We start from the raw sequence: 22,770 nt of genomic DNA on the forward strand, positions 1-22,770 counted from the left end.
CATTATATTCAGGGAACACGCTTTAAGCTTTGTTTTCACGCATGTCTTTATCCCATCGTAGCGGGACCAGAAATCAGTCCAGTGGACTGATTTCCCCGCGAAGGCGGTTCCCGCTTTTGGGAGACATGCTTTAACCCCGCAAAACCTGTGCACCAACTGGCGTGAATGTGATTGGGTGGATGTAATATTATAGCATTGCATATGGCATTCACGTTGCCCTTCCCTTATATGAATTGTCCTATCCGAGGTTTCGGTGCTGTGCCGCTTCATGCTGGCCACACCGGGCCACAACTTCAAGAGGCATGACCATGAGCCAGGCTGAAGCCCAAACCGAAGCTCCGTCTGAAAGCACGACGACCACTGAAGCTGGCCGCATTCCCGTGACCGTTCTGACCGGTTATCTGGGTTCGGGTAAAACCACTCTTCTCAACCGCATCCTGACTGAAAATCACGGCAAGCGTTATGCCGTCATCGTCAATGAATTCGGCGAGATCGGTATCGACAACGACCTGATCGTCGAGTCGGACGAAGAAATCTATGAAATGAACAATGGCTGCATCTGCTGCACCGTGCGCGGCGACCTGATCCGCGTGGTGGAGGGCCTGATGCGCCGTCCGGGTCGTTTCGACGCCATCGTGGTGGAAACCACCGGCCTGGCCGATCCCGTTCCGGTCGCGCAGACCTTCTTCATGGACGATGACGTGCGCGCCAAGACCGGCCTTGACGCGGTTGTCGCCCTTGTCGATGCCAAGCATCTGCCGCTGCGCCTGAAGGACAGCCGCGAGGCGGAAGACCAGATTGCCTTTGCCGATGTGGTGCTTATCAACAAGACAGACCTCGTGACGCCGCAGGAACTGGCTGCCATCGAGGCGACCGTGCGCGCCATCAACCCGCATGCCATCATCCATCGCACGGAGCGCGCCTCTATCCCGCTCGACCGCGTGCTGGATCGCGGCGCCTTCGACCTGAAGCGTGTTCTGGACAACGACCCGCACTTTCTCGACCACGATCATCCCGATCACGTATGCGGACCGGATTGCGACCACGACCACGACCACGACCACGATCACGATCGTGATAATGATCACCATGGGCACGACCACCATCATCATGACCATGATCATGTCTGCGGTCCTGATTGCGACCATGATCATCATCACGATCATGCATCACCGATCCATGATGTAACGGTGAAGTCGGTGTCGCTCAGGGCTGGTGAAATCGATCCGGCGAAATTCTTCCCGTGGATCCAGAATATCACCCAGACGCAGGGGCCGAACATTCTCCGCCTCAAGGGTATCATCGCTTTCAAGGACGATCCGGATCGCTATGTGGTGCAGGGCGTGCACATGATAATTGAGGGCGACCACCAGCGCGCGTGGAAGGAAGACGAAAAGCGTGAAAGCCGTCTCGTCTTCATCGGTCGTGAACTCGATCCTGCTGCCTTGAAAGCCGGCTTCGAAAACAGCCAAGTCAAGTAAACAAGAAATACCGGAAGCCGATGCCTACAGTAGCTCCGCTCGACCTCGAAGGTCATTGTCTTTATGCGCGCTTTGTCGGCGGCATTCCCTTCTTCGCCATGGCGGATGGTTCGATCCATCAGCTCAACAACGGAACCAAGACCTCGGCAGCTCATGATGGGCTGCTGAGCGCGACTGTGTCCGTTGATGGAAAGTCGCTCATCACCGGCGGCGAAGATGGTCGTGTCTGCCGTACGGACGCCGATGGAACAGTGAGCGAACTTGCGAAGATACCGCGCAAATGGATGACGGCGGTGGCAAGTGGTCCCGGCGGAACTGTCGGCTTTGCATCGGGTCGCACCGCCTGGGTGCGCACCTCCGACGGCAAAATTCAGGAATTTGTACAGGAACGCAGCGTCGAGGGCATCGCCTTTGCGCCGAAGGGCCAGCGACTGGCTATTGCGCGCTATAATGGTGCAACCCTGATCTGGACCGGAACGGCGGCGAAACCCGTTGAACTGGAATGGAAGGGCGCGCATATCGGCGTGATCTTTTCGCCTGACGGACGCTTCCTCGTCACCTCGATGCAGGAAAACGCCCTGCATGGCTGGCGTCTCGAAGACACCAAGCATATGCGCATGACCGGCTATCCGGCGAAGGTGAAAGACTGGTCGTGGAGCGCCAAGGCCAAGTGGCTCGCCACGTCCGGCGCGCCTGCGGCAATCGTCTGGCCCTTTGCAGGCAAGGACGGCCCGATGGGCAAGGCTCCTCTGGAGCTTGGCCTGCGTGGCGACAGTATGGTGACATCCGTCGCCTGCCATCCGGTCGAGGATATTGCAGCCATTGGTTATAATGACGGCATGATCCTGATCGCACGTTTCGCCGACAGCAAGGAAGTTCTGCTGCGCCGCCCGGGCAAGGGCGCAATCACCAGCATGGGCTGGGATGAACAGGGCCACCGCCTCGTCTTCGGCTCGGAAGCCGGGGATTGCGGTGTGGTTGCGATCGCTGAGTAAGGGAGTAAGGGAGTAAGGGAGTAAGGGAGTAAGCTGAAAATAACTTGCTTTAACTTATCCGATTCTTTCAAATTCCCCTATTCCCCTATTCCCCTATTCCCCTAAACTATACTTTCGCACGGCATCGCCGAACGCCTCGAAGATCTTGCGCGACGGGGCATCGGAATGCGCCCAATATTCCGGATGCCATTGGACGCCGACGACAAATCCCTTCGCGTTCTTCACCGATACGGCCTCTACCGTGCCGTCTTCGGCGATGGCTTCGACCTCAAGCTGCGGGGCAAGCTTGTCGATGGCCTGACGGTGAACGGAATTCACGCGCACGCTTTCTTCTTTCAGGATTTCCGCAAGGCATGAGTTCGGGTTGAGCTTGATCGGGTGCTGGATGGCGAAACGCTCGGCCTGACTTTCGGATTCAGGCGCGCGGTGGTCCATCCGGCCTTCGAGCTCCTGAATTTCGGTGGCGAGCGTACCGCCAAGCGCGACGTTCAGTTCCTGTATGCCGCGGCAGATGGCCAACACCGGAACACCCTTTTCAATGGCGGCGCGGATGAGCGGCAGTGAAGTCGCGTCGCGGGCATTGTCATAGGGTTCGAACGCGGCGCTCGGTTCGACGCCGTAGAGCGCCGGGTTAACGTTCGATTTGGAACCTGTGATGAGAACACCGTCGACGGCATCCAGAATGGCGTCGAGGTCCATCTTGTCGCCGAAGCTCGGCACCAGCAGCGGGGTTACTTTCGCAACATCGATTGCCGCTGCCAGATATTGCTGGGGCGCTGCATGCCAGGTGTAGTTTTCAAACGGCTTCACATCGGTCGGCACGGCGACGAGAGGGCGAGAAGTCTTGGGCATAATGTTCGTTTCCACCAGTCGGATTATGCGCTTAAAGCATTTCCAGCAAAAGTGCGAAGCGGTTTTGCGTAGGACAATGCGTAAGAACAAAGAATTAGAGCATTTCCAACGATGCAATTTAAACTGGAAATGCTCTACTTGCGTTGACACTTACTTCTCCGCAATAGCGCGCGCAATCACGAACAGGTGTCGCCTATCGGCTACGCCATAGGTCTTTCGTCGTGCCTTCTGTGTATTGTGTTGATTTGAACCGATTTTTACGGTCGAAGATGGTTCAAATGCTGCTCCCGATAATCTAGGAACAGATAAAGAGAGATTGGCAGTTGAGGGGACAAATGACTGACGATCAGCTGTTCTCCGTCAGGGGCAAGGTTATTGCCGTGACGGGAGGTTCTTCGGGGTTGGGCCTCAGAATGGTCCATGTGCTGGCGGGGCATGGTGCGCGGGTGATTTCGATCTCGCGCACACATGCGGGTGAAAGCATCTGCCCGTCGGGGGGCGAGGTTCTGGAAATCATGGCGGATGTAACCCATCCGGATGAAATCATACGTGCTTTCGATGAGGCGGAGGCGCGTTTCGGGCCGGTAACGACGCTCTTCAACAATGCCGGCGTCGCCCATATGGCGCGCGCGCTCGATACGACGCGCGATATGCTTGAGCATATATTCGAAGTCAATGTTGCCGGTGCCTTTTTCGTGGCGCAGGAGGCTGCCCGCCGCATGATCGAGCGCGGCGAGGGCGGTTCCATCGTCAATACGACCAGCATTCTGGGCGAGCGTCCACAGAAAGGGGCTGCAGCCTATTCGATGTCCAAGGCCTGTGTTACCCAGATGACGCGGGCACTGGCGCTGGAATGGGCTGCCCACGATATTCGCGTCAATGCGATTTCGCCGGGATGGTTTCCGACCCGAATCAACGAAGAGCAACTACAGGGTCCTGCGGGCGGCTACTTCAAAGGTCGAAACCCGATGCGGCGCCTTGGCGAGCCGGAGGATCTGGACGGGGTTGTGCTGATGCTGGCTTCCGATGCGAGCCGCTATATGACGGGCTCAATCATTACCATTGATGGGGGGCATCAACTCTGACAGAGTTGGAAAGTTTCTCGGGCGACTATTTCCCGCATCGTGACTTGTGGGACAGGTTTTTCCTCTAGCCGGTGGGGGTCTGGCAGTAGAATATCCACTTCGACTAATTTGGATTAATTCTCGGAAACAGGGAAACTAACCTGTTCCTGTTCTCCCATTATAGGCATTTCAGTAATATTGGGACGACTAAAAGATGAATGCCTATGGTTGTAATTGGCCTTTGAGGGTTGTGCGTCTGTGGGTTTCCTTAAAAAATATCTGAATACATCTTATGGTGGTTGCCATGACAGCTTGTGGTTTAATATCCCGAAAGATATTTTTAAGTCATTAGTGCGATATTGCCTCCCCGTGTAAGGGATTAATGCATCGAATGTGGCAAAGCCGTAAACCTGAGATACCTGCAGATGTGCGGCTATCTTTTCTCAGAGCGCTGTACGGCAATCGTACGACGCTTTGGTTCGGCTTGCTCGCGCACGTTGTAGCCTGCGTCGTTATCTATGTAAAAACTGACGACTGGCGCTATCTGGTCTTTGCCGGTGTCTTCGCCGTCATAGCCGTCGGTCGCATCTTCGACATGCACAAGTTCGATCAGGCAAAACAGCAATCGCTTTCCCATGCCGATCTCGACCGGTGGGAAACGCGTTATCTGATTGGCGCATCCGCCGTCTGCCTGACGCTTGGCATGTTGTGCTTTTTCTCAAGCTATGTGCTGCGGGATTCTTTCGCCGAGCTTGCCAGTTTGACCGTGCTGCTGGCCTCGGTCGTTTCCATTGTGGGCCGCAATTATGCTTCGGCGAAAGCCGTCGTCCTGATGTCGGCCTGCACGCTTATTCCGGTTCTGGCCGGGCTCATTCTGGCCGGAACGCCGTTTCACGTCATTATCGGTCTGCTGCTGATCCCGTATTTCCTGTCCAATATCCAGATGGCCAATGGCCTGCGCGAGTTTCTCTTCGCCGCGGTTATGGGCAAGCGGCGCCTCTCAATCGTGGCCGGGCGTTTCGATGCGGCGCTCAACAACATGCCGCAGGGCCTGCTGATGTTCGACAGCCAGCACCGTATCGCGGTCATCAACAACAAGGCCAAGGCGATGCTGCAGATCGCCGAACACACGAAGCTGCATGGCCGCAAGCTCGACGTTCTGCTGCGCTACTGCGCGAAGAAGGGGCTGTTTCCGCAGAAAGATTTGAAGAGCGTATATGTGCGCATGCAGGATCTTCTGCTCGGCAAACGTACCCGCGACATTTTCCAGCTTTCGAACCAGCGTTATATCGAATGTATCGGCAACCAGACCCTCAATGAGGGGGCGGTCCTGATGTTCGAGGATGTGACGCAGCGCGTGGAAGCGGAAGCGCGCATCCAGCATATGGCGCGCTACGACGGTCTGACCGGCCTGCCGAACCGCAATTATTTCGAGACCCTGGTACGAGCCATGCGTTCCCACCAGCAAATGGGTACGCGGGCTGCTCTCATCGTCATCGACATCAATCATTTCAAGCATGTCAACGATACGCTGGGACATCATACAGGTGACGTGCTGTTGCGCCTGTTTGCGGAGCGGCTCAGTTCGCTCGATCCGCAGCGTTTTATCACCTCGCGGTTCGGCGGCGACGAATTCGTGGTGTTTGTCTTCAACTTGCGCAGCGAGGCTGAAGCGGCAGGTGTGATGGATCACATCATGGCCGTTGTGACCGGGGTTTATGATCTCGACGGCGATCAGGTCCATATCGATATCAGTGCAGGCATCGCGATCGAGGATCTCGAAAGATGCGATGTCGGCAGCATGCACATCAATGCCGATCTGGCGCTCTACGAAGCCAAAAGCAGGGAAGACAAACCCTGGTCGATCTTTGTTGATGCGATGGATACCAAATATCGCGGACGCCAGAAACTCAAAGCCGATCTGCGACTTGCCATCGATCACGGCGAGATCAAGGTGGTCTACCAGCCCATTGTCAGCGCGCAGTCCTTGCGCGTTGTCGCATGTGAGGCGCTGGCGCGATGGGAGCATCCGGAACTTGGTTTCGTGCCGCCTGCCGAGTTCATTCCGCTTGCGGAAGAGATGGGCATCATTACCGATATTACGCGCTTCATGCTGGCCCAGGCCTGTGCCGATTGCCTGTCATGGGGGGACCGGATCGGCGTTTCCGTCAATCTGTCGGCCATTGATCTGAAAAGCAGCGACATTGCCCGCGACATTGCGAATGCTTTGCAGAAATCAGGGCTTCCGGCCCACCGTCTTGAGGTGGAAGTGACGGAAAGCGCCATCATCTCCGACCGTAACAAGACCTCGATGGTGCTACAGCGGCTCAAGAATGCCGGGATCAATATCGCGCTGGACGATTTCGGAACCGGTTATTCCAGCCTCAGCTATCTCAACACCTTGCCATTGACCAAGGTGAAGGTCGACCGCTCTTTCGTCCGCGACATCACCAGCGACCGGCGGTCATTGATGCTGCTTCGCGGTGTTACCCAGCTTTCGCATGAGCTTGGGCTGGGTGTGACGGTCGAGGGCGTGGAAACCGAGGAACAGCTTGCGCTGATCCGCGTGGCGGCGGGTGCTGATCTCGTTCAGGGCTATCTTCTCGGTATGCCCGTGCCGGTCGAAGCGATCACCGCCATGACCACGAAAGCCGCAGCACGACGCGACGGCGGGCGAACCGTGGCCTGATTTTTCCTGCATCTAACCCTTTGTAATCATCGCTATTTTCGCGAGTGCTCACGGCACTGCATGATACTCTAACGTGTCTCGACTGCGACGCTTTAGACATCTGCGACAGCTTGTCTAGCTCACTGGAATTTGAATATAAAACAAATAATAGGGATATTTTTATGTATTAGTATCATGCTCTTATTGTCTCAGGAGGAGATATATAAGTATTTCGTCATATTCTTATAAATTAGTGATCAATTTAATTTGGTGGTTAAAGGGGAGGCAATGAAAAGCTTTTTTCGTTACACTTTATATGCTCTGATCGGGCTTGTCGTTATAGCTGGTGTCGGTACGGCGGTCTTCTGGAAGAAGATTCATGAGACATGGGCCGTCTATCAATATGCCCAGATGTTCAAGGGACCTGAGATTTTCGAGAATTTCCGCAATGTTTACAAGCGGTATCCTTCCGTACGCATTCCGCATGAAGGCGAGGTCAGCCAGCTCGCCAAAGCGGAACGCCCTCTGCCGGAGACGTTTGTTTACAAGGGCGAGACCCGCAAGGTTTCCGACTGGCTGAAACGTGGTGGTACAACCGGCTTCATCGTTCTCAAGGATGGTGTCATCGTTCATGAGGAATATGATCACGGCAATACCGAAAACACGCAGGCGGTCGCGTTTTCCGTGTCGAAATCCTTCGTTTCCTTCCTTATGGGCAACGCCGTTCGTGATGGTCTGATTGACATCAACCAGACAGTCGACCACTACGCGCCGGTGCTGGCTCAGGGCGGCTACAAGGGCGTTACGGTCAAGAACGTGATGCAGATGGCTTCCGGGATCGGGTTCAGCGAGAATTACGGCGATCTCAACTCTGATATCGTTCGTTATTCCTCGGCTCTTTTGACCGGATCGATCATCGATTTCACGGCGCATCTGAAGAATGAACGTCCGCAGGGAACGGTCAGCCATTATGTGTCGGCGGATACGCAGGTGCTCGGCCTGGTTCTGGAGGGCGCGACCGGCATTCCGCTTCAAAAATACATGGAGGAAAAGCTGTGGTCGAAGCTCGGTGCGGAAGCTGATGCCTACTGGGTCACCGACCCGACCGGCGAGGCTGCGGCTGCCGTTGGTCTCAATGCCGTGCTTCGCGACTATGCGCGTTTCGGTCTGCTCTATCTCAATGAAGGACGCAACTTCAAGGGCGAGCAGCTTGTTCCGGCGCAGTGGGTGCATGATTCGGTGACGCCGGATGCGCCCTATCTCATGCCCGGTCGCAAGGATGCGCTCGGCAAGATCCCGTTCGGTTATGGCTATCAGTGGTGGACGCCGGTTGACTGGCAGGGTGACTATAGTGCTGTCGGCATCTATGGGCAGTTCATCTATGTCAATCCTGCCAAGGGTGTCGTCATTGCCAAGACCTCCGCGCATTCCAGTTTCAATGTCGACGGACAGGATATGAAGGACGAGTCGATGCACGCATTTCAGGCTATCGCCAATGCGCTTTGACGCCCCGTTTTCAAACTAAGGCAAAGTCGTGAAATGGCCCGTAATTGGGCCATTTTGCATTTCCAGCCTATTTGTCGTGCGCAAAAGCGCAATTCAATTGTGGCGACGGAGTGTTGATTGCAAGGCAATAAGAAGGCAGCGCACAAAGTTATATCTTTACACGCTGTTAAAGGTGCATATTCTGCGCACTGATTTGTGGGGTGCGGAAATCGATTGCATGACGAATACGGCTGTTACAGGCGAAAAACCGCCATTGTCCAATTTCGCGCGACAGCTGTTGCAATTTCTTGATCGGGTTGAATATCGCCGGATCGTCCATGCTGAGGATCTGGAGGAAATCGGTCGTCTGCGCTACCGTTCCTATCGCACCCGCAATGTCATGCATGAGGCGGAAGTGCCGTCCATCGTGGATGACATTGACCGTGACAGCCATGCCTTTGTCTATGGCGTGCATGTGGACGGGCAACTGGTGAGCACGCTGCGCATCCATCACATTACGCCCGATCATCGTCGCGGCACGAGCTATGCACTGTTTCCGGATATTCTCGATCCGCTGCTCAATAGCGGCATGCATTTTGTTGATCCGACGCGCTTTGCCGCTGATCCGGAGCTGTTGAGCGAATATCCGGCCATTCCTTATATCACCTTGCGCATTGCGGCGATGGCATCCGAATTTTTCGCGGCAGACCAATGCCTTGCCTCGGTAAAGCCGGAGCACATGGCCTTCTACAAGCGCATTTTCGGCACATCCATGATGGCCGATGCGCGCGAACATGAAGGCTATGGAATTAGAGTCGGGCTCGGTGCTGCTCCCATCCGCAATATCCGCGATGCGGTGGCCGTGCGCTTTCCGTTTTTCAAGTCGCAGCCGCATGAACGTCGCGCCATGTTTGCCGATATGCACGGCAGTTCCGTGCCGCTGACAATCCTGCCGACTGCAAAGTATACCGGTCTCGGCGTGTAAGTGTCTGATCCAAGGCCGCTGCTGTAGCCTAAGATTGGAAAAATCTTCCGCCAGATTAAACAATTAAATATAGCCAGAGGGGTGGTTTCGCTTTACGAAGATTGCGGAACCGCTTCTTGCGGAGAGAGGGTAGCTGCGACGAAAAGCCTTGCTGTCAATGCATGGGTTTAGTCGGTCGCACATTGAAGATTGCAGGTGTTTTCGCTTAACATCATCAATGTTGGGTGGAAAATCTGAATGGGTGGAACGAAAATGGCAGAACATCATACGACGGCTCCGGCTGAACTTGGCGCACCGATGGACTATGCTGAGCATGAGAAAACTTATGCCGGTTTTGCGGGCCTGGTGAAATGGGCCACGGTGGCGCTCGTTGCCCTTATGATTGCCATGGCGTTCGGCTTTTTTGCTGGTGGTTTCTTCTCCGCGACCGTTCTTTTCATTCTCGTCTGTGTCGCTGCCTGGTTCATCCTCTAGCGCATCCTGTCGCTGCCAGATGGTGACATCTGGTGGCGCGCCGATGCGGCTTCAGAACATCTGAACCCGGATTAACCCGCACAATTTGATCGAATGCCTTGGCATGGGGTACCGTGCCGAGGGTTTATGCATGTCTGTAGTTCATTTTTTTAAAAGGCTTCTTCCCGGAAGCCCGCAATTCTGCCCGACCGGTATCAAATCCGGAAGAACGCCACGAAAGGGAAACCAGCTTGGCCCAAACGTTATTTATCCCGAAAGAGAGTGATCCCAACGAGACACGCGTTGCGGCATCGGCGGAGACGGTGAAGAAATTCATCGCGCTCGGCTTTGATATCGTGGTGGAAAAAGGCGCTGGCGAGAAATCGCGCATTCCCGATGCCGAGTTTACGGCAGCCGGTGCCTGTATCGGCACGGCGACAGATGCCAAAACGGCAGACGTTATTCTCAAAGTACGCCGTCCCACGGATACGGAACTCAAAGGGTATAAATCGGGAGCAGCACTTTTCGCCATGCTTGATCCCTATGGTCATGAAGATGCGGTGGCGGCACTTGCCAAGGCCGGGATTTCGGCCTTCACCATGGAGTTCATGCCGCGTATCACTCGTGCGCAGGTGATGGACGTGCTGTCGTCGCAGGCGAACCTTGCCGGTTATCAGGCCGTGATCGATGCGGCGGAAGTTTATGATCGCGCCATGCCGATGATGATGACGGCGGCTGGTACGGTGCCCGCCGCCAAGGTTTTCGTCATGGGCGCAGGCGTTGCCGGTCTTCAGGCCATCGCCACGGCGCGCCGTCTTGGTGCCGTGGTGACGGCAACCGACGTTCGCCCGGCAGCCAAGGAGCAGGTCGCCTCGCTGGGCGCGAAGTTCATCGCCGTCGAGGATGACGAGTTCAAGGCCGCCGAAACATCCGGCGGTTATGCCAAGGAAATGTCGAAGGAATATCAGGCGAAACAGGCAGCGCTCGTTGCCGATCATATCGCCAAGCAGGATATCGTCATCACCACGGCACTCATTCCGGGCCGTCCGGCACCGCGTCTGGTTTCAAAGGAAATGGTCGCTTCCATGCGCCCCGGCTCGGTGCTGATCGACCTGGCTGTCGAACGCGGCGGCAATGTCGAAGGCGCTGTCGGCGGTCAGATCGCCGAAGTGAATGGTGTCAGGATTGTCGGCCATCTCAACGTGTCGGGCCGCATTGCTGCGAGCGCGTCGCAGCTTTATGCGCGCAACCTCATCGCTTTCCTCGAAACGCTGGTCGACAAGGAAACCAAGCTTCTCAAGATCGATCCGGAAGAAGAACTGGTCAAGGCGACGCTTCTGACCCATCAGGGCAAGATTCTGCACCCGGCCTTCGCCAAGGCCGATGCAGCGCCTGCCGCAGCCGCGCCTGCTGTCGAAAAGCCAGCGAAACCCGCTGCCAAGCCGAAAGCGGCACCTAAGCCGAAAGTGGAGAAGGCGGAAGTAGTCGGCGATGCCAAACCGGCACCGAAAGCAGCGAAAAAAGCGCCTGCAAAAGCACCGAAGACTGCTGCAAAGTCTTCGACTTCCCCCAAGTCTCCTGTTGATGGAGGAGAGGCATAATGGCCGAAACTAGTCTCGATAAAGCTCTTGAGAGCCTGAACCAGGCCGCAGATGCTGTCCGTCAGGCTGCGGAAAACGCAGGTGGTCTGGGTGACGCAGCAGCGGCTGCCGCGCATGCCGCATCGGGCGGCGTAATCGATCCGTTCGTGTTCCGCTTTGCGATTTTCATCCTGTCGATCTTCGTCGGCTATTACGTCGTGTGGTCGGTTACGCCTGCGCTGCACACCCCGCTGATGGCCGTTACCAACGCCATTTCATCGGTGATCGTGGTGGGTGCGCTTCTGGCCGTCGGCCTTTCGCTTTCGGGCTGGGCAACCGGCTTCGGTTTCATTGCGCTCATTCTGGCGAGCGTCAACATTTTTGGCGGCTTCCTGGTCACCCAGCGAATGCTCGCCATGTACAAGAAAAAAGAAAAGTGAGGCTGAACCATTATGAGCGTTAATCTCGCAGCCTTCCTTTACCTCGTCTCCGGCGTATTGTTCATTCTGGCGCTGCGCGGCCTGTCGCATCCGACGACCAGCCGTCAGGGCAATATGTACGGCATGATTGGTATGGCGATTTCCATCGTCACCACGCTTTTGCTGGCGCGTCCAAGCTTTGGCGGTCTGGCACTGATCGTCCTTGGCATCGCCATTGGTGGCGGTGTCGGTGCGGTCATTGCGCGCCGCATCGCCATGACGGCCATGCCGCAGCTCGTTGCCGCATTCCACTCGCTGATCGGTCTTGCCGCCGTTCTGGTGGCCGCTGCGGCAATTTACTCGCCGCATTCCTTCGGTATTGGCGAAGTGGGCCAGATCCACGGTCAGGCGCTGATTGAAATGTCGCTGGGTGTGGCCATTGGCGCAATTACCTTCACCGGCTCGATCATCGCCTTCCTCAAGCTTGACGGTCGCATGTCGGGCAAGCCGATCATGCTGCCGGGCCGCCATGTCATCAACGCCGTTCTTGCCGCAGCCATCGTGTTGCTGGTCGTTGTACTGGTGAATACCGAAAGCCATTTCGTTTTCTGGCTGATCGTGCTTCTGTCGCTGGTGTTCGGTGTGCTGATCATCGTGCCCATCGGCGGCGCAGACATGCCGGTCGTGGTCTCCATGCTCAATTCCTATTCGGGATGGGCAGCGGCAGGCATCGGCTTCACGCTTGGCAATCTGGCGCTGATCATCACCGGCGCGCTGGTTGGCTCGTCGGGTGCGATTCTGTCCTACATCATGTGTAAGGGCATGAACCGTTCGTTCATCTCGGTCATTCTCGGCGGCTTTGGCGGCGATACGTCTGGCGGTCCGGCTGGCGAGGTTGAACAGCGTCCGGTCAAGCAGGGTTCCGCTGACGATGCGGCCTTCATCATGAAGAACGCTTCCAAGGTCATCATCGTGCCGGGCTACGGTATGGCAGTGGCGCAGGCCCAGCACGCGCTGCGTGAAATGGCCGATAAGCTCAAGGCGGAAGGTGTGGAAGTCAAATACGCCATCCATCCGGTGGCCGGTCGTATGCCGGGTCATATGAACGTGCTGCTGGCCGAGGCCAATGTGCCTTATGATGAAGTGTTCGAGCTGGAAGACATCAATTCGGAATTCGCGCAGGCCGATGTGGCTTTCGTGATCGGCGCGAATGACGTCACCAATCCGGCTGCGAAGACCGATCCGAAGTCACCGATCTTCGGCATGCCGATCCTTGATGTCGATAAGGCAGGCACGGTTCTGTTCATCAAGCGCGGCATGGGCTCCGGCTATGCGGGCGTGGAAAACGAATTGTTCTTCCGCGACAACACCATGATGCTCTTCGCCGATGCGAAGAAGATGGTGGAGAGTATTGTGAAGGCCCTCGACCACTAGAGGAAGGCAATAGGGCAGTAAGGCATTAGGGCAGTATGTTTGACTTGCGGACATGCTGCCCGTCTTCGCCTTACTCCATTACTCCCCTAAACATACTGCCATATTGCCCTACTGCCTTACTGCCCTAACATGGCATCCTGCAACGCACGCAGTTCGGCGATCTTTGAGCCGGGCTGCGGGGTGGCGTTGGCATAGGTGATGAGCTCGCCTTTCTTGATCGACGCGATGACCGAGCCGTTCTGGAGCAGGCCGCAGGGAATAGCCTTGGCCAGACGGGCTTCAGGTGTCGTCATGATCCACGAGCGATAGCAATATTGGCCGATGGCATCGAGGCGGTCGCCGGGCTGCAAATCCTTCTTGGCAACTGCACAGACTTCCGCGACCGGCTTTGGCAGCGGCACCATATCGGTCTTGCCATGCAGCACGACGCGCGCCACCGTCAGCGGCACTTCCAGCGATGTGAGATGGAAGGGGCGGTGGAAGGTGAAATAAGGGCCCTTGCCCATCTTCAGATCTTCCAGGCGCTCGACAAGGCGGGGATGCTCCATCTTGGCGATAACGAAGACACCCGGCGATACGCCGCGCCCGATGGAATAATCGACCACGCCCGACTTGTTGAGAACGCCGCCGTCTTCCTTCGGGATCAGCGTGCGGTTCAGTTCGCCGATGGCAGCCTTGGGGCCGTGCATGCCCGCAATGTCCGGCACAAGCCCGGTGGCATTGGCTATAGCTGCCATTTCAACCATGGTCTTGGAACCGTCGACGAATTCCACCAGCAGGCGGACATTCATGTTCCGGCGGTCAGCCTCTTCCTGATAATCGTCGGGGATCGCGTCGAAATTGAGCGGATTGTTCTTGCCCTTGCCAGCGGCGACGACCTTGTGGCCCATGGCGGACACGAATTCGATCAGCTCCATGCAGGATGACGGCTCGTCGCCCGCGCCCAGCGAGTAGATCACGCCCTGCTTGTCGGCCTCGGCCTTGAGGTACGGACCGATGGTGACATCGGCTTCGACATTCATCATGACGAGATGCTTGCCGTTGCGGATCGCCTTGATGCCGGTTTCGGCTCCTACTTCTGGAATGCCGGTGGCATCGATGATGACATCAAGCAGCGGGTTGGTGAGGATCAGGTCATTGTCGCCGGTGACGGCGATCTTGCCATTCTCGATGGCGCGGGTCATCGCCGCTTCGCTGTTGGCTTCCTGTGCGTTCTCCTCGTCGCCATAGGCGGTGCGCACGGCTTTAAACGTGTTAGGCAGCCTGCGAGCCGAAAGTGCGCCGACTTCGATGCCTTGCATCCGTGCCACTTGCGTGACGATGTCGGTGCCCATTTCGCCAGCGCCAATCAGGCCGATGCGGATCGGCTTGCCGGTTTCAGCCCGCGCCGCGAGATCGCGCGCCAGTCCTACCAGTGCCACATTTGTCGTCATGAAACTCTCCGCAAAACGTCAGAACCGCACTGGCGAGATAAATTTGTCACGCTTGTGTTGATATAGATGCGTATTAGATGAACAGTCTCTATATCAACACTGACAGGCGCGCACCCCCAATCTGCGCGACAAAATATGCATGTCACTGGAGCCAAAATGAACAGCGTATCCCCTTTCGATCTTGTGATCTTCGATTGCGACGGCGTTCTCGTCGATAGCGAGCCGCTTTCCTGTCTTGCGTTCGAGCGGGTCTATGCCAATCACGGTATGGAATTGCCGCAGGGCACGGTCGCCAAGGGCATCGGCATGAAGCAGGCCGACATCATGAAAATGATCGAGGATATGACCGGGCATCGTCTGCCGGACGGCGTTGATGGCGAATTCTGGCCTGTCACCAGAACGCTGTTCGCGGAAGCCTTGCAGCCTACTGTCGGCATTGCCGACTTTCTGCGCGAGCTGCCGCAAAAGCGCTGCGTGGCTTCGTCTTCGCAGCCCGAGCGTATTGCCTTCAGTCTGGAGAAGACTGGCATCAGTCAGTATTTCGGCGATGCCGTTTATTCGTCTACCATGGTCAAGCGCGGCAAACCTGCACCGGATCTGTTCCTGTTTGCTGCGACCAAGATGGGTGTCGATCCGTCGCGCTGTGTGGTGATCGAGGATTCGCCCTTCGGTGTCGAAGGCGCGGTCGCAGCGGGGATGACCGCGTTTGGCTATACAGGCGGCGGACATACTTATGAAGGTCATGCCGCGCGGCTTTCGGCCAAAGGCGCACATCAGGTTTTCTCGCACTGGGATGATATTGCCCGGGAAATTCTGGTTGCCGCCTGAACTTTATGCGTTAAACACAAGGCAAATCACATCAGCAGGAATAGCCAGCGAATGAAAGACGCAATCACGCTCGACCAGTTGCGCGAGGCAATCGGCACGGAAATCGGATGTTCCGAGTGGCGCGAAGTCACGCAGGAAATGATCAACCAGTTCGCGGATGCAACCGACGATCATCAGTTCATTCACGTCGATCCGGAACGCGCTGCCAAGGAGACGCCTTTCGGCGGCACCATCGCACACGGCTTTCTGACGCTGTCACTGCTTTCGACGCTGGCTTATGAAGCATTGCCGATGCTGGAAGGTGCCACCATGGGCATCAATTACGGTTTCGACAAATTGCGCTTCCAATCGCCGGTCAAGACCGGGGCTCGCGTGCGTGCTCGCTTCAAGCTGGCGGATGCAGATATCCGCCCGTCAGGCCGGGTGGTCAATCATTATGATGTGACACTGGAGATCGAAAACTCGCTGAAGCCAGCACTGACCGCAACCTGGCTCACCATTGCCGTTGTGGCGCCACCGGAAGGTTAAGCCGCTTTGCGGTACTGAACCGGAAGCCGTCCTTCTTCATCGAGAGGGGCGGCTTTTTCTTTGTGCTCCGTCATCAGTTCGCGGAAGAAGAACGGGCCGTGCAGGAACATGCCGAAATCGTAGAAATTCTTCTTCTCCGCCCCGCGCATATAAAGCAGATGCATCAGGAAGAAATTGCCTTTCGAGCGCTTGTAGCGGTTTTCGCTATGCACGTTCTTGAAGCGTATGCGGTTGATGAGCGGCGGGTTGGCGGTCTTCAACTTGAGAACCTTGGCCGGGTCCGAGCCGTAGAAGTGAATGATGTCGGTCAGCACCTGAAATTCCGACCACAGGATGGGGCTTTCCTCGATCACCACGCGCGCGTCCTCGCGCAGCGACTTTGCCTTGGGGTGAAGCGCGATCATCATCAGACATGACCCGATGGCAAGCAGCGAAACCGGCTGCTTTGCCAGGAGGTCGGGACGCTCGCGCTGAAGGTCGGCAAGCGCCTCCACAGCCGGAACCGTGCCGAGACTATGCGCCACGATGACGACTTCATCCGCATTGCTGGCTTCGATTTTTTGCTTCAGGACTCTAGCAAAAGCCTTGCGCCGCTGGTTGAGCTTCTCGTTGCGACCGTGAATACGATCATAGGCCGCCGACCAGTCGTCGAGCAGATAGGACATGAAAAACCGGTCGCCGGGCTTGCGCACGAGCAGGGTTGCGACGATGGCTGCAAGCGGAACCGACCAGAGAAGATGCAAGGCCGAAAGGCCTGCAGCCACCGGTGCGAAGGCCAGCAGGGTCGCGATGCCCAGAATCGCCAGAGACAGCAGAAATGGCCACAGGAAAAACAGGACGAAACGCCAGCTCGTCGTCAGATAACGCCACAGCGTCCCTGTGAATAGAATGTTCAAGAATGCGTGAAAGCCGCTCAGCATACGTTTCGGCGTCGAGCGCGCGGCGTAATCGTCGAAAATATCCGCAGTGCCGAACTGGCAGAACTCCGTTTCCGTCTGCCAGCCATTGCCCATGGTGACAGCGGTGGTCGTGCCGCAATCGTCGGGCTCTTCCGTCATGGGCGGAAGCTTGGTCTTTGCTTTCCACAAGCGGTCGAAATCCTTCAGCGCCTGCGCGTGGCGCACGCGGACGGCCTTGGGGTGCAGGCCTTCATAGCCTGTGAACTGGATAACGAGTCGTTTGCGGAGGGGCATCAGGAGAATCGGATAAATTGAGAGGAAGTACTATCGGTTTTCTGGCGAAATGCTATGGGCAGTCATTGAGGCTGAATTATGCGAGAAACAGGTGCCGCTTAGCCTATTCGCGCAATTGCGACTATAGTAAATCGTGTGCAAGCCGGTATTTCGCGCAAGGCGGTGGGCAAAGTTGCATCTTGAGGTGGACAGGCTAGGCTCTTTCTGGTAATAGCCACGACCAATTTGCAGCGTATCCGTTGCGAAGCTTGGGAGCCTTTGGGCGTTGATCGGCCGGTCAGACCGGCTGAAATCGTTAAAAGACCCCCTAACGGCCTCAGGCTTAACCGAAATTCTAACTGATACGGGAATACACGTGCAGGTACTCGTCCGCGATAATAATGTTGATCAGGCTCTCCGCGCTCTCAAGAAAAAGATGCAGCGCGAAGGTATCTTCCGCGAAATGAAGATGCGCGGCCACTATGAAAAGCCGTCCGAAAAGCGCGCCCGCGAAAAGGCAGAAGCCGTTCGTCGTGCACGCAAGCTGGCCCGTAAGCGCGCACAGCGTGAAGGCCTCATCGGCGGCCGTCCTGGCGCTCGCTGATCGACTTTAAAAACAGGCGCTGTTGAACAGCGCCTTTTTGCTTTCCGGTGCTGGCCTTCGCTTGCGCCGGATTTTGCATGTTTTGACCTCAGATATTGTGATTGTTTCCCGCACCTTGCGAAGCGGTTTTAGGTCAGCAAGTGAATTGAATTCGACATTTGCTCGATGACTGCATCCGAAGCATGCAAATGTCGAAAATTAGACCAACACATATATTTTCATTTGTTCAGGCTTCCATTTTTAATGCGGCGTTACGAAAAGTTTCTGGACTCCTCGCGTACCAATATGTGTAAAAACAATAATTAGGATATCCAACTGTCAAGCGGGCTATCCAAAAGTAACCCAAGCTGAAGAAAATGCCGCCTTTTTGCTGTTTTTATCTGGTGGTTGAGGCCAGTATAGTACCGTAACAGACAGAATAATCCGGCAGAGGCGAGAATCCCCAAAGCGGATCTGGCTACGGGATGGAGAAGAAGCAGAAGGGCTTTGCGCCCCATATGCGAGCTGAAAGGAATGCAGTCGTTGCCCACACGCTTAAAGGTGATGCAATCGTCTGGAACGAAAGTTTCGGGAATCGGGGCATTGGGTGGAGCAGGTCGAAACGGCCTCATCATTGCCACCGCACTTCTGGCTTTGACCGTTGCGGGCTGCCAAAGCTCCACGACGACGGCGTTAAGCACGGTTGATCGTGCCCAGGGGTCGAGCGAGAACATCAGTTCGCTGACGAGCGTGATCCAGAGCAATCCGCGTGATCCGGAAGGCTACAACGTGCGTGGCTCCGCCTATGGAAAATCCGGGCGTTACAAGGAAGCCCTGCGCGATTTCGATCAGGCGATCGCGCTCAATCCGAATTTCTATCAGGCCTATGCCAATCGCGCGCTGGTTTATCGCTATATGGGCGACAGCACCAAGGCCGTGCAGGATTACAGCAAGGCCATCCAGCTCAATTCGCAATATGACGCCGCCTACATCGGGCGCGGCAATGTCTATCGTCAGGCCGGACGTCTCGATCAGGCGCTCAGCGACTTCAATCAGGCCATTTCCCTACAGACGACGGATGGTCGCGCCTATCACAATCGCGGCTTGATCTATCAGGCGAAAGGCCAGCATAAGCAGGCCATCGAGGATTTCTCCAAGGCAATTTCGCTTAATTCCACAGCGCCGGAGCCCTATAACGGTCGCGGCATTTCCTATGTGGCGCTCGGCGACTACGACAATGCCTTCGACGATTTCAACACGGCCATCACGCTCGACCAGGGCATAGCGGAAAGCTGGGCCAACCAGGCGCTCGTTTACGAACACAATGGTGACAAGGCCAAGGCTGCGAATTCCTATTCCCGGGCCGTACAGCTCGATCCGAAATACCAGCCGGCAAAGGATGGTTTGGCCCGCACACGCGGATAACCTCCCATATTATCAAGCATTGAAGATTGATAGCGGCGCTTTCCAAAATCGAAAGCGCCGCTTTTCTTTATAGTTGGCCGCGATATATTGAATCTCATGTCGCTCTTCGATCACATCGGATTCAAAGCCCGTAACGTCAATCGCAGCCTTTCTTTCTACGAAAGCTGCATGCCAGAACTCGGCCTGGAGGTCATTGCCCGTTCGGGCACCGGCTTCTTCGTCAGTGGGGGAGAGCGGGCGCCGGTACCGTTTCTGTGGATCCATGGCAGCCCGGATGGGACAGGTGATGGTGAGGACAAGCCCGGTGACCGCCTGCATCTGATGTTTACGGCAGGAAGCCGTGAGGCGGTCGAGGCTTTTCATCAAACCGCGCTGAAAGCGGGCGGCAAGGACAGCGGCGGCCCTGGCTATCAGGGGCCGGAGGAAATGGGCTATTACGCGGCATTGGTCTTCGACCCCGACGGAAACACGCTGGAAGCGGGTTTCCGCGAGAGGAAGAGATAGGCAGGCTTGCTGCTTAATTTAAACTGTTAGAGCACCTTCGTGCGCCCAATAAGGAGCGTGGCGCTCTAATCAAGCTCGAAGATTACGCTTGTCGAGGCGGCTCACCAGCCGGTCGCCGATCCACTGGATGCCGCAAACCATGATGATGAGAATGATCACGACCGCGATCATGATCTGCGTCTCGAAGCGCTGATAGCCGTAGCGAATGGCAAGATCGCCGAGGCCGCCTGCGCCGATGGCGCCCGCCATCGCCGATGCGCCGACCAGAGTGATGATCGTGACCGTAAAGCCCGCGACGATGCCCGGCAGGGCTTCGGGAACCAGCACTTCGCGCACGATTGTCCAGCGGTTTGCGCCCATGGAGCGCGCGGCTTCGATCAGGCCGTGATCCACTTCACGCAACGATACTTCCGCAATGCGCGCATAGTAGGGGATGGCGGCAATGGACAAAGGCACGATGGACGCCCATGTGCCGATGGATGTGCCGACGATGAAGCGCGTGACGGGAATGAGCGCAACCAGCAGAATGATGAACGGAACCGAGCGGAAGCCATTGATGATGGCGCCAAGGATCGTGTTCAGCGTCAGGTTCTGTGCAAGGCCGCCACGCTCCGTCAGGATCATGATGAGTGCCAGCGGCAGACCGACGACGAGCGAGATCAGGCTCGAAAAGCCGGTCATGATGATGGTCTCCCAGAAGGAGCGCCAGAGAAGATCAAGCATTGCCTGAGACATAGCCGAGTACCTCCGTGGCGTCTGCATGGGTGTTGAGATAGGTGATTGCGGCGTCGAGTTTCGCCTTGTCCTCTGCGGGCAGGCCGATGAAGAGCGTGCCGACCGGCTCACCCTGGATCGTATCCATACCGCCATGGATGAGCTGCGGCGCCACGCCGGTGGCAGCAGCGACATCGTTGAAGAACGCGCCTTTTGCGGCTGCGCCCGACAGTTTGACCTTCAGCACGGCGAGATCGCCGGATTTTTCCAGGCGATCGCGCCAGACGGCAGGCAGTTCCGGCGTCAGCACCTGCAACATGCTTTGCGTTACCGGCGATTGCGGGTTGGCGAAGACTTTCCAGACCGGACCTTCCTCGGCGATTGCACCGTGGTCGAGCACGATGACGCGGTCGGCAATGCGACGGATCACTTCCATCTCATGCGTGATGAGCAGGATGGTGAGGCCGAGCTTGGTGTTGATATCTTTCAGCAGCGCCAGAATAGACTGCGTGGTTTCCGGGTCGAGCGCGGATGTCGCCTCGTCCGAAAGCAGCACGGCAGGTTCAGCGGCAAGAGCGCGGGCAATGCCGACACGCTGTTTCTGGCCGCCGGAAAGCTGGGCGGGGTATTGCTTTGCCTTGTCGGAAAGGCCGACCAGTTCCAGAAGTTCCGCAACACGCCTGGCGCGTTCTGCCTTCGGCTTGCCAGCGATCTTCAGGGGCAGGGCGATGTTTTCAGCAACGGTCTTGGCCGACAGCAGGTTGAAATGCTGGAACACCATGCCGATGCGGCGGCGCACGGGGCGCAGTGCGTCTTCGCCAAGGCCGGTGATTTCGCGCCCTTCGATCAGGATCGAACCGGCATCCGGCTTTTCAAGGCCGTTGACGCAACGGATCAGCGTTGATTTGCCCGCGCCGCTGCGACCGATGATGCCAAGGATTTCACCGCGCGCGACGGAAAGCGAAACGCCGTTGATGGCAGCCGTATCGCCGAACATTCGGCGCACGTCTTTCATTTCGACGATAGGCGCTGATGCGGCGGGTGGCTTTTCAATGGTCACGGTCGTTTCTTCTATGTCTGGATAGGCCGCTGCGGGCAGCGGCTTGTTGTATTCGATAAGGCTTCAAGGAAGGATGATGCCTGGCTCAAGCCATCAGCTTTTGCTGTGGCGATGCTTTAGGGCAATTTTTGTCGGTACGTCAATAAAGTCCGCGCCGGAAACGGCTCCGACGCGGACTTTCAAGCTTCAAAAGCAATTAATTCCAGGCTGGGATGCCGGTGCCTTTGTAAACGCGGTCCAGTTCGGCCTTCACGGCGTCGTTCTGGAAAGAAGCCACGAGGTTCTTCACCCACTCTGCATTTTCATCTTCGGTGCGGACCGCGATGAAGTTGTTGTATGGGTTGTTTTCCTTGGATTCCCAGCCGATCGCTTCTTCCTTCTTCAGACCAGCTTTCGCAGCCCAGTCGTTGTTGACGATCGCTGCATCGAGGTCATCGATAGAACGGCCGACGACACCGGCGTCGAGTTCCTTGATTTCGATCTTCTTCGGGTTTTCAACGATATCGATTGGCGTTGCGAGAATGCCCGCATCCGGCTTCAGCTTGATGAGACCGTGGGCTTCCAGAACGCGAAGCGCACGGCCTTCATTGGTCGGGTCGTTCGGCACGCCGACGACGGCGCCTTCCTTCAGCTCGTCAAGGCTCTTCACCTTGCGGGAATAGATGCCGATCGGCCAGACGGCGGTGTAGCCGGCGACGGAAATCTTGTAGCCGTGTTGCTTGATCTGTTCGTCAAGGTAAGGCTTGTGCTGGAAGGCATTGGCGTCGATTTCCTTGCGTTCCAGAGCTTCATTCGGCTGGTTGTAATCGTTGAAGGTCACGCGCTCGATGTTGAGGCCGTGCTTCTTGCCTTCTTCGGCAACGACTTTCCAGACGTCTTCGTCTTCGCCGCCCATGATGCCAACCTTGATGGTCTTGTCTTCTGCGTGGCTCGGTGCGGAAGCGAAGCCGACGGTCAGTGCGGCTGCGGTGAAGAGAAGGGCTTTCAGACCGGCGCGACGGGTCAGCGTGTAGCGGGAAAGGACTGACGACATTTTGTTTTCCTTGTTCAAAGACTGTGGAGAGCCGGTCCTGGAAAACGATCTTTTGAGATGATCTTTCTCCCCCT

At 56.5% G+C, this 22,770-nt stretch carries 21 protein-coding genes; 15 read left to right on the top strand and 6 right to left on the bottom strand.

Features of this window, described 5'->3' with window-relative positions; all coding sequences use genetic code 11:
* Nucleotides 1–308 precede the first annotated feature (308 nt).
* The gene (locus tag FIB18_RS15400; RefSeq protein WP_174977439.1) at nucleotides 309–1,481 is read left to right on the top strand and encodes a CobW family GTP-binding protein; all 1,173 of its coding nucleotides are present in this window, start codon (nucleotides 309–311) and stop codon (nucleotides 1,479–1,481) included.
* A gap of 20 nt (nucleotides 1,482–1,501) precedes the next feature.
* Nucleotides 1,502–2,476, top strand: a complete 975-nt coding sequence (locus FIB18_RS15405; RefSeq protein ID WP_140021542.1) for a WD40 repeat domain-containing protein — start codon at nucleotides 1,502–1,504, stop codon at nucleotides 2,474–2,476.
* Between the two features lie 93 nt (nucleotides 2,477–2,569).
* Here FIB18_RS15405 and FIB18_RS15410 read toward each other — a convergent pair whose 3' ends face one another.
* Nucleotides 2,570–3,328: a gamma-glutamyl-gamma-aminobutyrate hydrolase family protein gene (locus FIB18_RS15410; protein ID WP_140021543.1), complete on the bottom strand. Its 759-nt coding sequence runs from the start codon at nucleotides 3,326–3,328 to the stop codon at nucleotides 2,570–2,572.
* 335 nt (nucleotides 3,329–3,663) lie between these two features.
* On the opposite strand from FIB18_RS15410, the gene FIB18_RS15415 reads away from it, so the two are divergent.
* The 8 genes from FIB18_RS15415 (at nucleotide 3,664) to FIB18_RS15450 (ending at nucleotide 13,416) form a co-directional block, all read left to right on the top strand.
* The gene (locus tag FIB18_RS15415; protein WP_140021544.1) at nucleotides 3,664–4,413 is read left to right on the top strand and encodes an SDR family NAD(P)-dependent oxidoreductase; all 750 of its coding nucleotides are present in this window, start codon (nucleotides 3,664–3,666) and stop codon (nucleotides 4,411–4,413) included.
* A 370-nt stretch (nucleotides 4,414–4,783) separates the two neighbouring features.
* Nucleotides 4,784–7,081, top strand: a complete 2,298-nt coding sequence (locus FIB18_RS15420) for a putative bifunctional diguanylate cyclase/phosphodiesterase (RefSeq protein WP_140021545.1) — start codon at nucleotides 4,784–4,786, stop codon at nucleotides 7,079–7,081.
* Nucleotides 7,082–7,348: 267 nt separating this feature from the next.
* A complete protein-coding gene (locus tag FIB18_RS15425; RefSeq protein ID WP_140021546.1) occupies nucleotides 7,349–8,566 on the top strand; it encodes a serine hydrolase domain-containing protein in 1,218 nt (405 codons plus the stop codon).
* Between the two features lie 217 nt (nucleotides 8,567–8,783).
* Complete coding sequence (locus tag FIB18_RS15430; protein WP_140021547.1) at nucleotides 8,784–9,530, top strand: N-acyl amino acid synthase FeeM domain-containing protein; 747 nt, start codon at nucleotides 8,784–8,786, stop codon at nucleotides 9,528–9,530.
* 252 nt (nucleotides 9,531–9,782) lie between these two features.
* Nucleotides 9,783–10,004: an aa3-type cytochrome c oxidase subunit IV gene (locus FIB18_RS15435; RefSeq protein WP_061345780.1), complete on the top strand. Its 222-nt coding sequence runs from the start codon at nucleotides 9,783–9,785 to the stop codon at nucleotides 10,002–10,004.
* A gap of 230 nt (nucleotides 10,005–10,234) precedes the next feature.
* A complete protein-coding gene (locus tag FIB18_RS15440) occupies nucleotides 10,235–11,584 on the top strand; it encodes a Re/Si-specific NAD(P)(+) transhydrogenase subunit alpha (RefSeq protein WP_140021548.1) in 1,350 nt (449 codons plus the stop codon).
* Entirely contained in the window at nucleotides 11,584–12,003 is a 420-nt protein-coding gene (locus FIB18_RS15445) for a proton-translocating transhydrogenase family protein (protein ID WP_140021549.1), read from the top strand. The genes FIB18_RS15440 and FIB18_RS15445 overlap by 1 nt, the downstream gene beginning before the upstream one ends.
* A gap of 12 nt (nucleotides 12,004–12,015) precedes the next feature.
* On the top strand, nucleotides 12,016–13,416 hold the full coding sequence (locus FIB18_RS15450; protein ID WP_140021550.1) for an NAD(P)(+) transhydrogenase (Re/Si-specific) subunit beta: 1,401 nt from the start codon (nucleotides 12,016–12,018) through the stop codon (nucleotides 13,414–13,416).
* Between the two features lie 116 nt (nucleotides 13,417–13,532).
* Here FIB18_RS15450 and FIB18_RS15455 read toward each other — a convergent pair whose 3' ends face one another.
* Entirely contained in the window at nucleotides 13,533–14,849 is a 1,317-nt protein-coding gene (locus FIB18_RS15455) for a 1-deoxy-D-ribulose 5-phosphate reductoisomerase (protein ID WP_140021551.1), read from the bottom strand.
* A gap of 156 nt (nucleotides 14,850–15,005) precedes the next feature.
* On the opposite strand from FIB18_RS15455, the gene FIB18_RS15460 reads away from it, so the two are divergent.
* Nucleotides 15,006–15,677, top strand: a complete 672-nt coding sequence (locus FIB18_RS15460; RefSeq protein WP_140021552.1) for an HAD family hydrolase — start codon at nucleotides 15,006–15,008, stop codon at nucleotides 15,675–15,677.
* Between the two features lie 51 nt (nucleotides 15,678–15,728).
* Nucleotides 15,729–16,205, top strand: a complete 477-nt coding sequence (locus FIB18_RS15465) for a MaoC family dehydratase (RefSeq protein ID WP_140021553.1) — start codon at nucleotides 15,729–15,731, stop codon at nucleotides 16,203–16,205.
* Here FIB18_RS15465 and FIB18_RS15470 read toward each other — a convergent pair.
* A complete protein-coding gene (locus FIB18_RS15470; protein ID WP_140021554.1) occupies nucleotides 16,202–17,398 on the bottom strand; it encodes an alpha/beta hydrolase in 1,197 nt (398 codons plus the stop codon). The genes FIB18_RS15465 and FIB18_RS15470 overlap by 4 nt on opposite strands.
* Before the next feature lie 355 nt (nucleotides 17,399–17,753).
* On the opposite strand from FIB18_RS15470, the gene rpsU reads away from it, so the two are divergent.
* The 3 genes from rpsU (at nucleotide 17,754) to FIB18_RS15485 (ending at nucleotide 19,889) form a co-directional block, all read left to right on the top strand.
* A complete protein-coding gene (gene rpsU, locus FIB18_RS15475) occupies nucleotides 17,754–17,981 on the top strand; it encodes a 30S ribosomal protein S21 (protein WP_010659458.1) in 228 nt (75 codons plus the stop codon).
* Nucleotides 17,982–18,494: 513 nt separating this feature from the next.
* A complete protein-coding gene (locus FIB18_RS15480) occupies nucleotides 18,495–19,385 on the top strand; it encodes a tetratricopeptide repeat protein (RefSeq protein ID WP_140021555.1) in 891 nt (296 codons plus the stop codon).
* 96 nt (nucleotides 19,386–19,481) lie between these two features.
* Nucleotides 19,482–19,889 carry a VOC family protein gene (locus tag FIB18_RS15485; protein ID WP_140021556.1) on the top strand — a complete coding sequence of 136 codons (408 nt, stop codon included), beginning with the start codon at nucleotides 19,482–19,484 and terminating at the stop codon, nucleotides 19,887–19,889.
* A gap of 69 nt (nucleotides 19,890–19,958) precedes the next feature.
* On the opposite strand, the gene FIB18_RS15490 is transcribed toward FIB18_RS15485, so the two are convergent.
* From FIB18_RS15490 to FIB18_RS15500, 3 genes are all read right to left on the bottom strand, one after another.
* The gene (locus FIB18_RS15490; protein ID WP_140021557.1) at nucleotides 19,959–20,624 is read right to left on the bottom strand and encodes a methionine ABC transporter permease; all 666 of its coding nucleotides are present in this window, start codon (nucleotides 20,622–20,624) and stop codon (nucleotides 19,959–19,961) included.
* Complete coding sequence (locus FIB18_RS15495) at nucleotides 20,605–21,663, bottom strand: methionine ABC transporter ATP-binding protein (RefSeq protein ID WP_140021558.1); 1,059 nt, start codon at nucleotides 21,661–21,663, stop codon at nucleotides 20,605–20,607. The genes FIB18_RS15490 and FIB18_RS15495 overlap by 20 nt, the downstream gene beginning before the upstream one ends.
* A 196-nt stretch (nucleotides 21,664–21,859) precedes the next feature.
* Complete coding sequence (locus FIB18_RS15500) at nucleotides 21,860–22,696, bottom strand: MetQ/NlpA family ABC transporter substrate-binding protein (protein ID WP_140021559.1); 837 nt, start codon at nucleotides 22,694–22,696, stop codon at nucleotides 21,860–21,862.
* Nucleotides 22,697–22,770 lie beyond the last annotated feature (74 nt).

The organism is Brucella pecoris (genome assembly GCF_006376675.1).
GTDB classification, from domain to species: Bacteria; Pseudomonadota; Alphaproteobacteria; order Rhizobiales; family Rhizobiaceae; genus Brucella; species Brucella pecoris.

Coding starts and splice junctions, on each gene's coding strand:
- FIB18_RS15400 (WP_174977439.1), top strand. CDS start 309: ATGAGCCAGGCTGAAGCCCAAACCGAAGCTCCGTCTGAAAGCACGACG.
- FIB18_RS15405 (WP_140021542.1), top strand. CDS start 1,502: ATGCCTACAGTAGCTCCGCTCGACCTCGAAGGTCATTGTCTTTATGCG.
- FIB18_RS15410 (WP_140021543.1), bottom strand. CDS start 3,328: ATGCCCAAGACTTCTCGCCCTCTCGTCGCCGTGCCGACCGATGTGAAG.
- FIB18_RS15415 (WP_140021544.1), top strand. CDS start 3,664: ATGACTGACGATCAGCTGTTCTCCGTCAGGGGCAAGGTTATTGCCGTG.
- FIB18_RS15420 (WP_140021545.1), top strand. CDS start 4,784: ATGTGGCAAAGCCGTAAACCTGAGATACCTGCAGATGTGCGGCTATCT.
- FIB18_RS15425 (WP_140021546.1), top strand. CDS start 7,349: ATGAAAAGCTTTTTTCGTTACACTTTATATGCTCTGATCGGGCTTGTC.
- FIB18_RS15430 (WP_140021547.1), top strand. CDS start 8,784: ATGACGAATACGGCTGTTACAGGCGAAAAACCGCCATTGTCCAATTTC.
- FIB18_RS15435 (WP_061345780.1), top strand. CDS start 9,783: ATGGCAGAACATCATACGACGGCTCCGGCTGAACTTGGCGCACCGATG.
- FIB18_RS15445 (WP_140021549.1), top strand. CDS start 11,584: ATGGCCGAAACTAGTCTCGATAAAGCTCTTGAGAGCCTGAACCAGGCC.
- FIB18_RS15450 (WP_140021550.1), top strand. CDS start 12,016: ATGAGCGTTAATCTCGCAGCCTTCCTTTACCTCGTCTCCGGCGTATTG.
- FIB18_RS15455 (WP_140021551.1), bottom strand. CDS start 14,849: ATGACGACAAATGTGGCACTGGTAGGACTGGCGCGCGATCTCGCGGCG.
- FIB18_RS15460 (WP_140021552.1), top strand. CDS start 15,006: ATGAACAGCGTATCCCCTTTCGATCTTGTGATCTTCGATTGCGACGGC.
- FIB18_RS15465 (WP_140021553.1), top strand. CDS start 15,729: ATGAAAGACGCAATCACGCTCGACCAGTTGCGCGAGGCAATCGGCACG.
- FIB18_RS15470 (WP_140021554.1), bottom strand. CDS start 17,398: ATGCCCCTCCGCAAACGACTCGTTATCCAGTTCACAGGCTATGAAGGC.
- FIB18_RS15480 (WP_140021555.1), top strand. CDS start 18,495: ATGCAGTCGTTGCCCACACGCTTAAAGGTGATGCAATCGTCTGGAACG.
- FIB18_RS15485 (WP_140021556.1), top strand. CDS start 19,482: ATGTCGCTCTTCGATCACATCGGATTCAAAGCCCGTAACGTCAATCGC.
- FIB18_RS15490 (WP_140021557.1), bottom strand. CDS start 20,624: ATGTCTCAGGCAATGCTTGATCTTCTCTGGCGCTCCTTCTGGGAGACC.
- FIB18_RS15500 (WP_140021559.1), bottom strand. CDS start 22,696: ATGTCGTCAGTCCTTTCCCGCTACACGCTGACCCGTCGCGCCGGTCTG.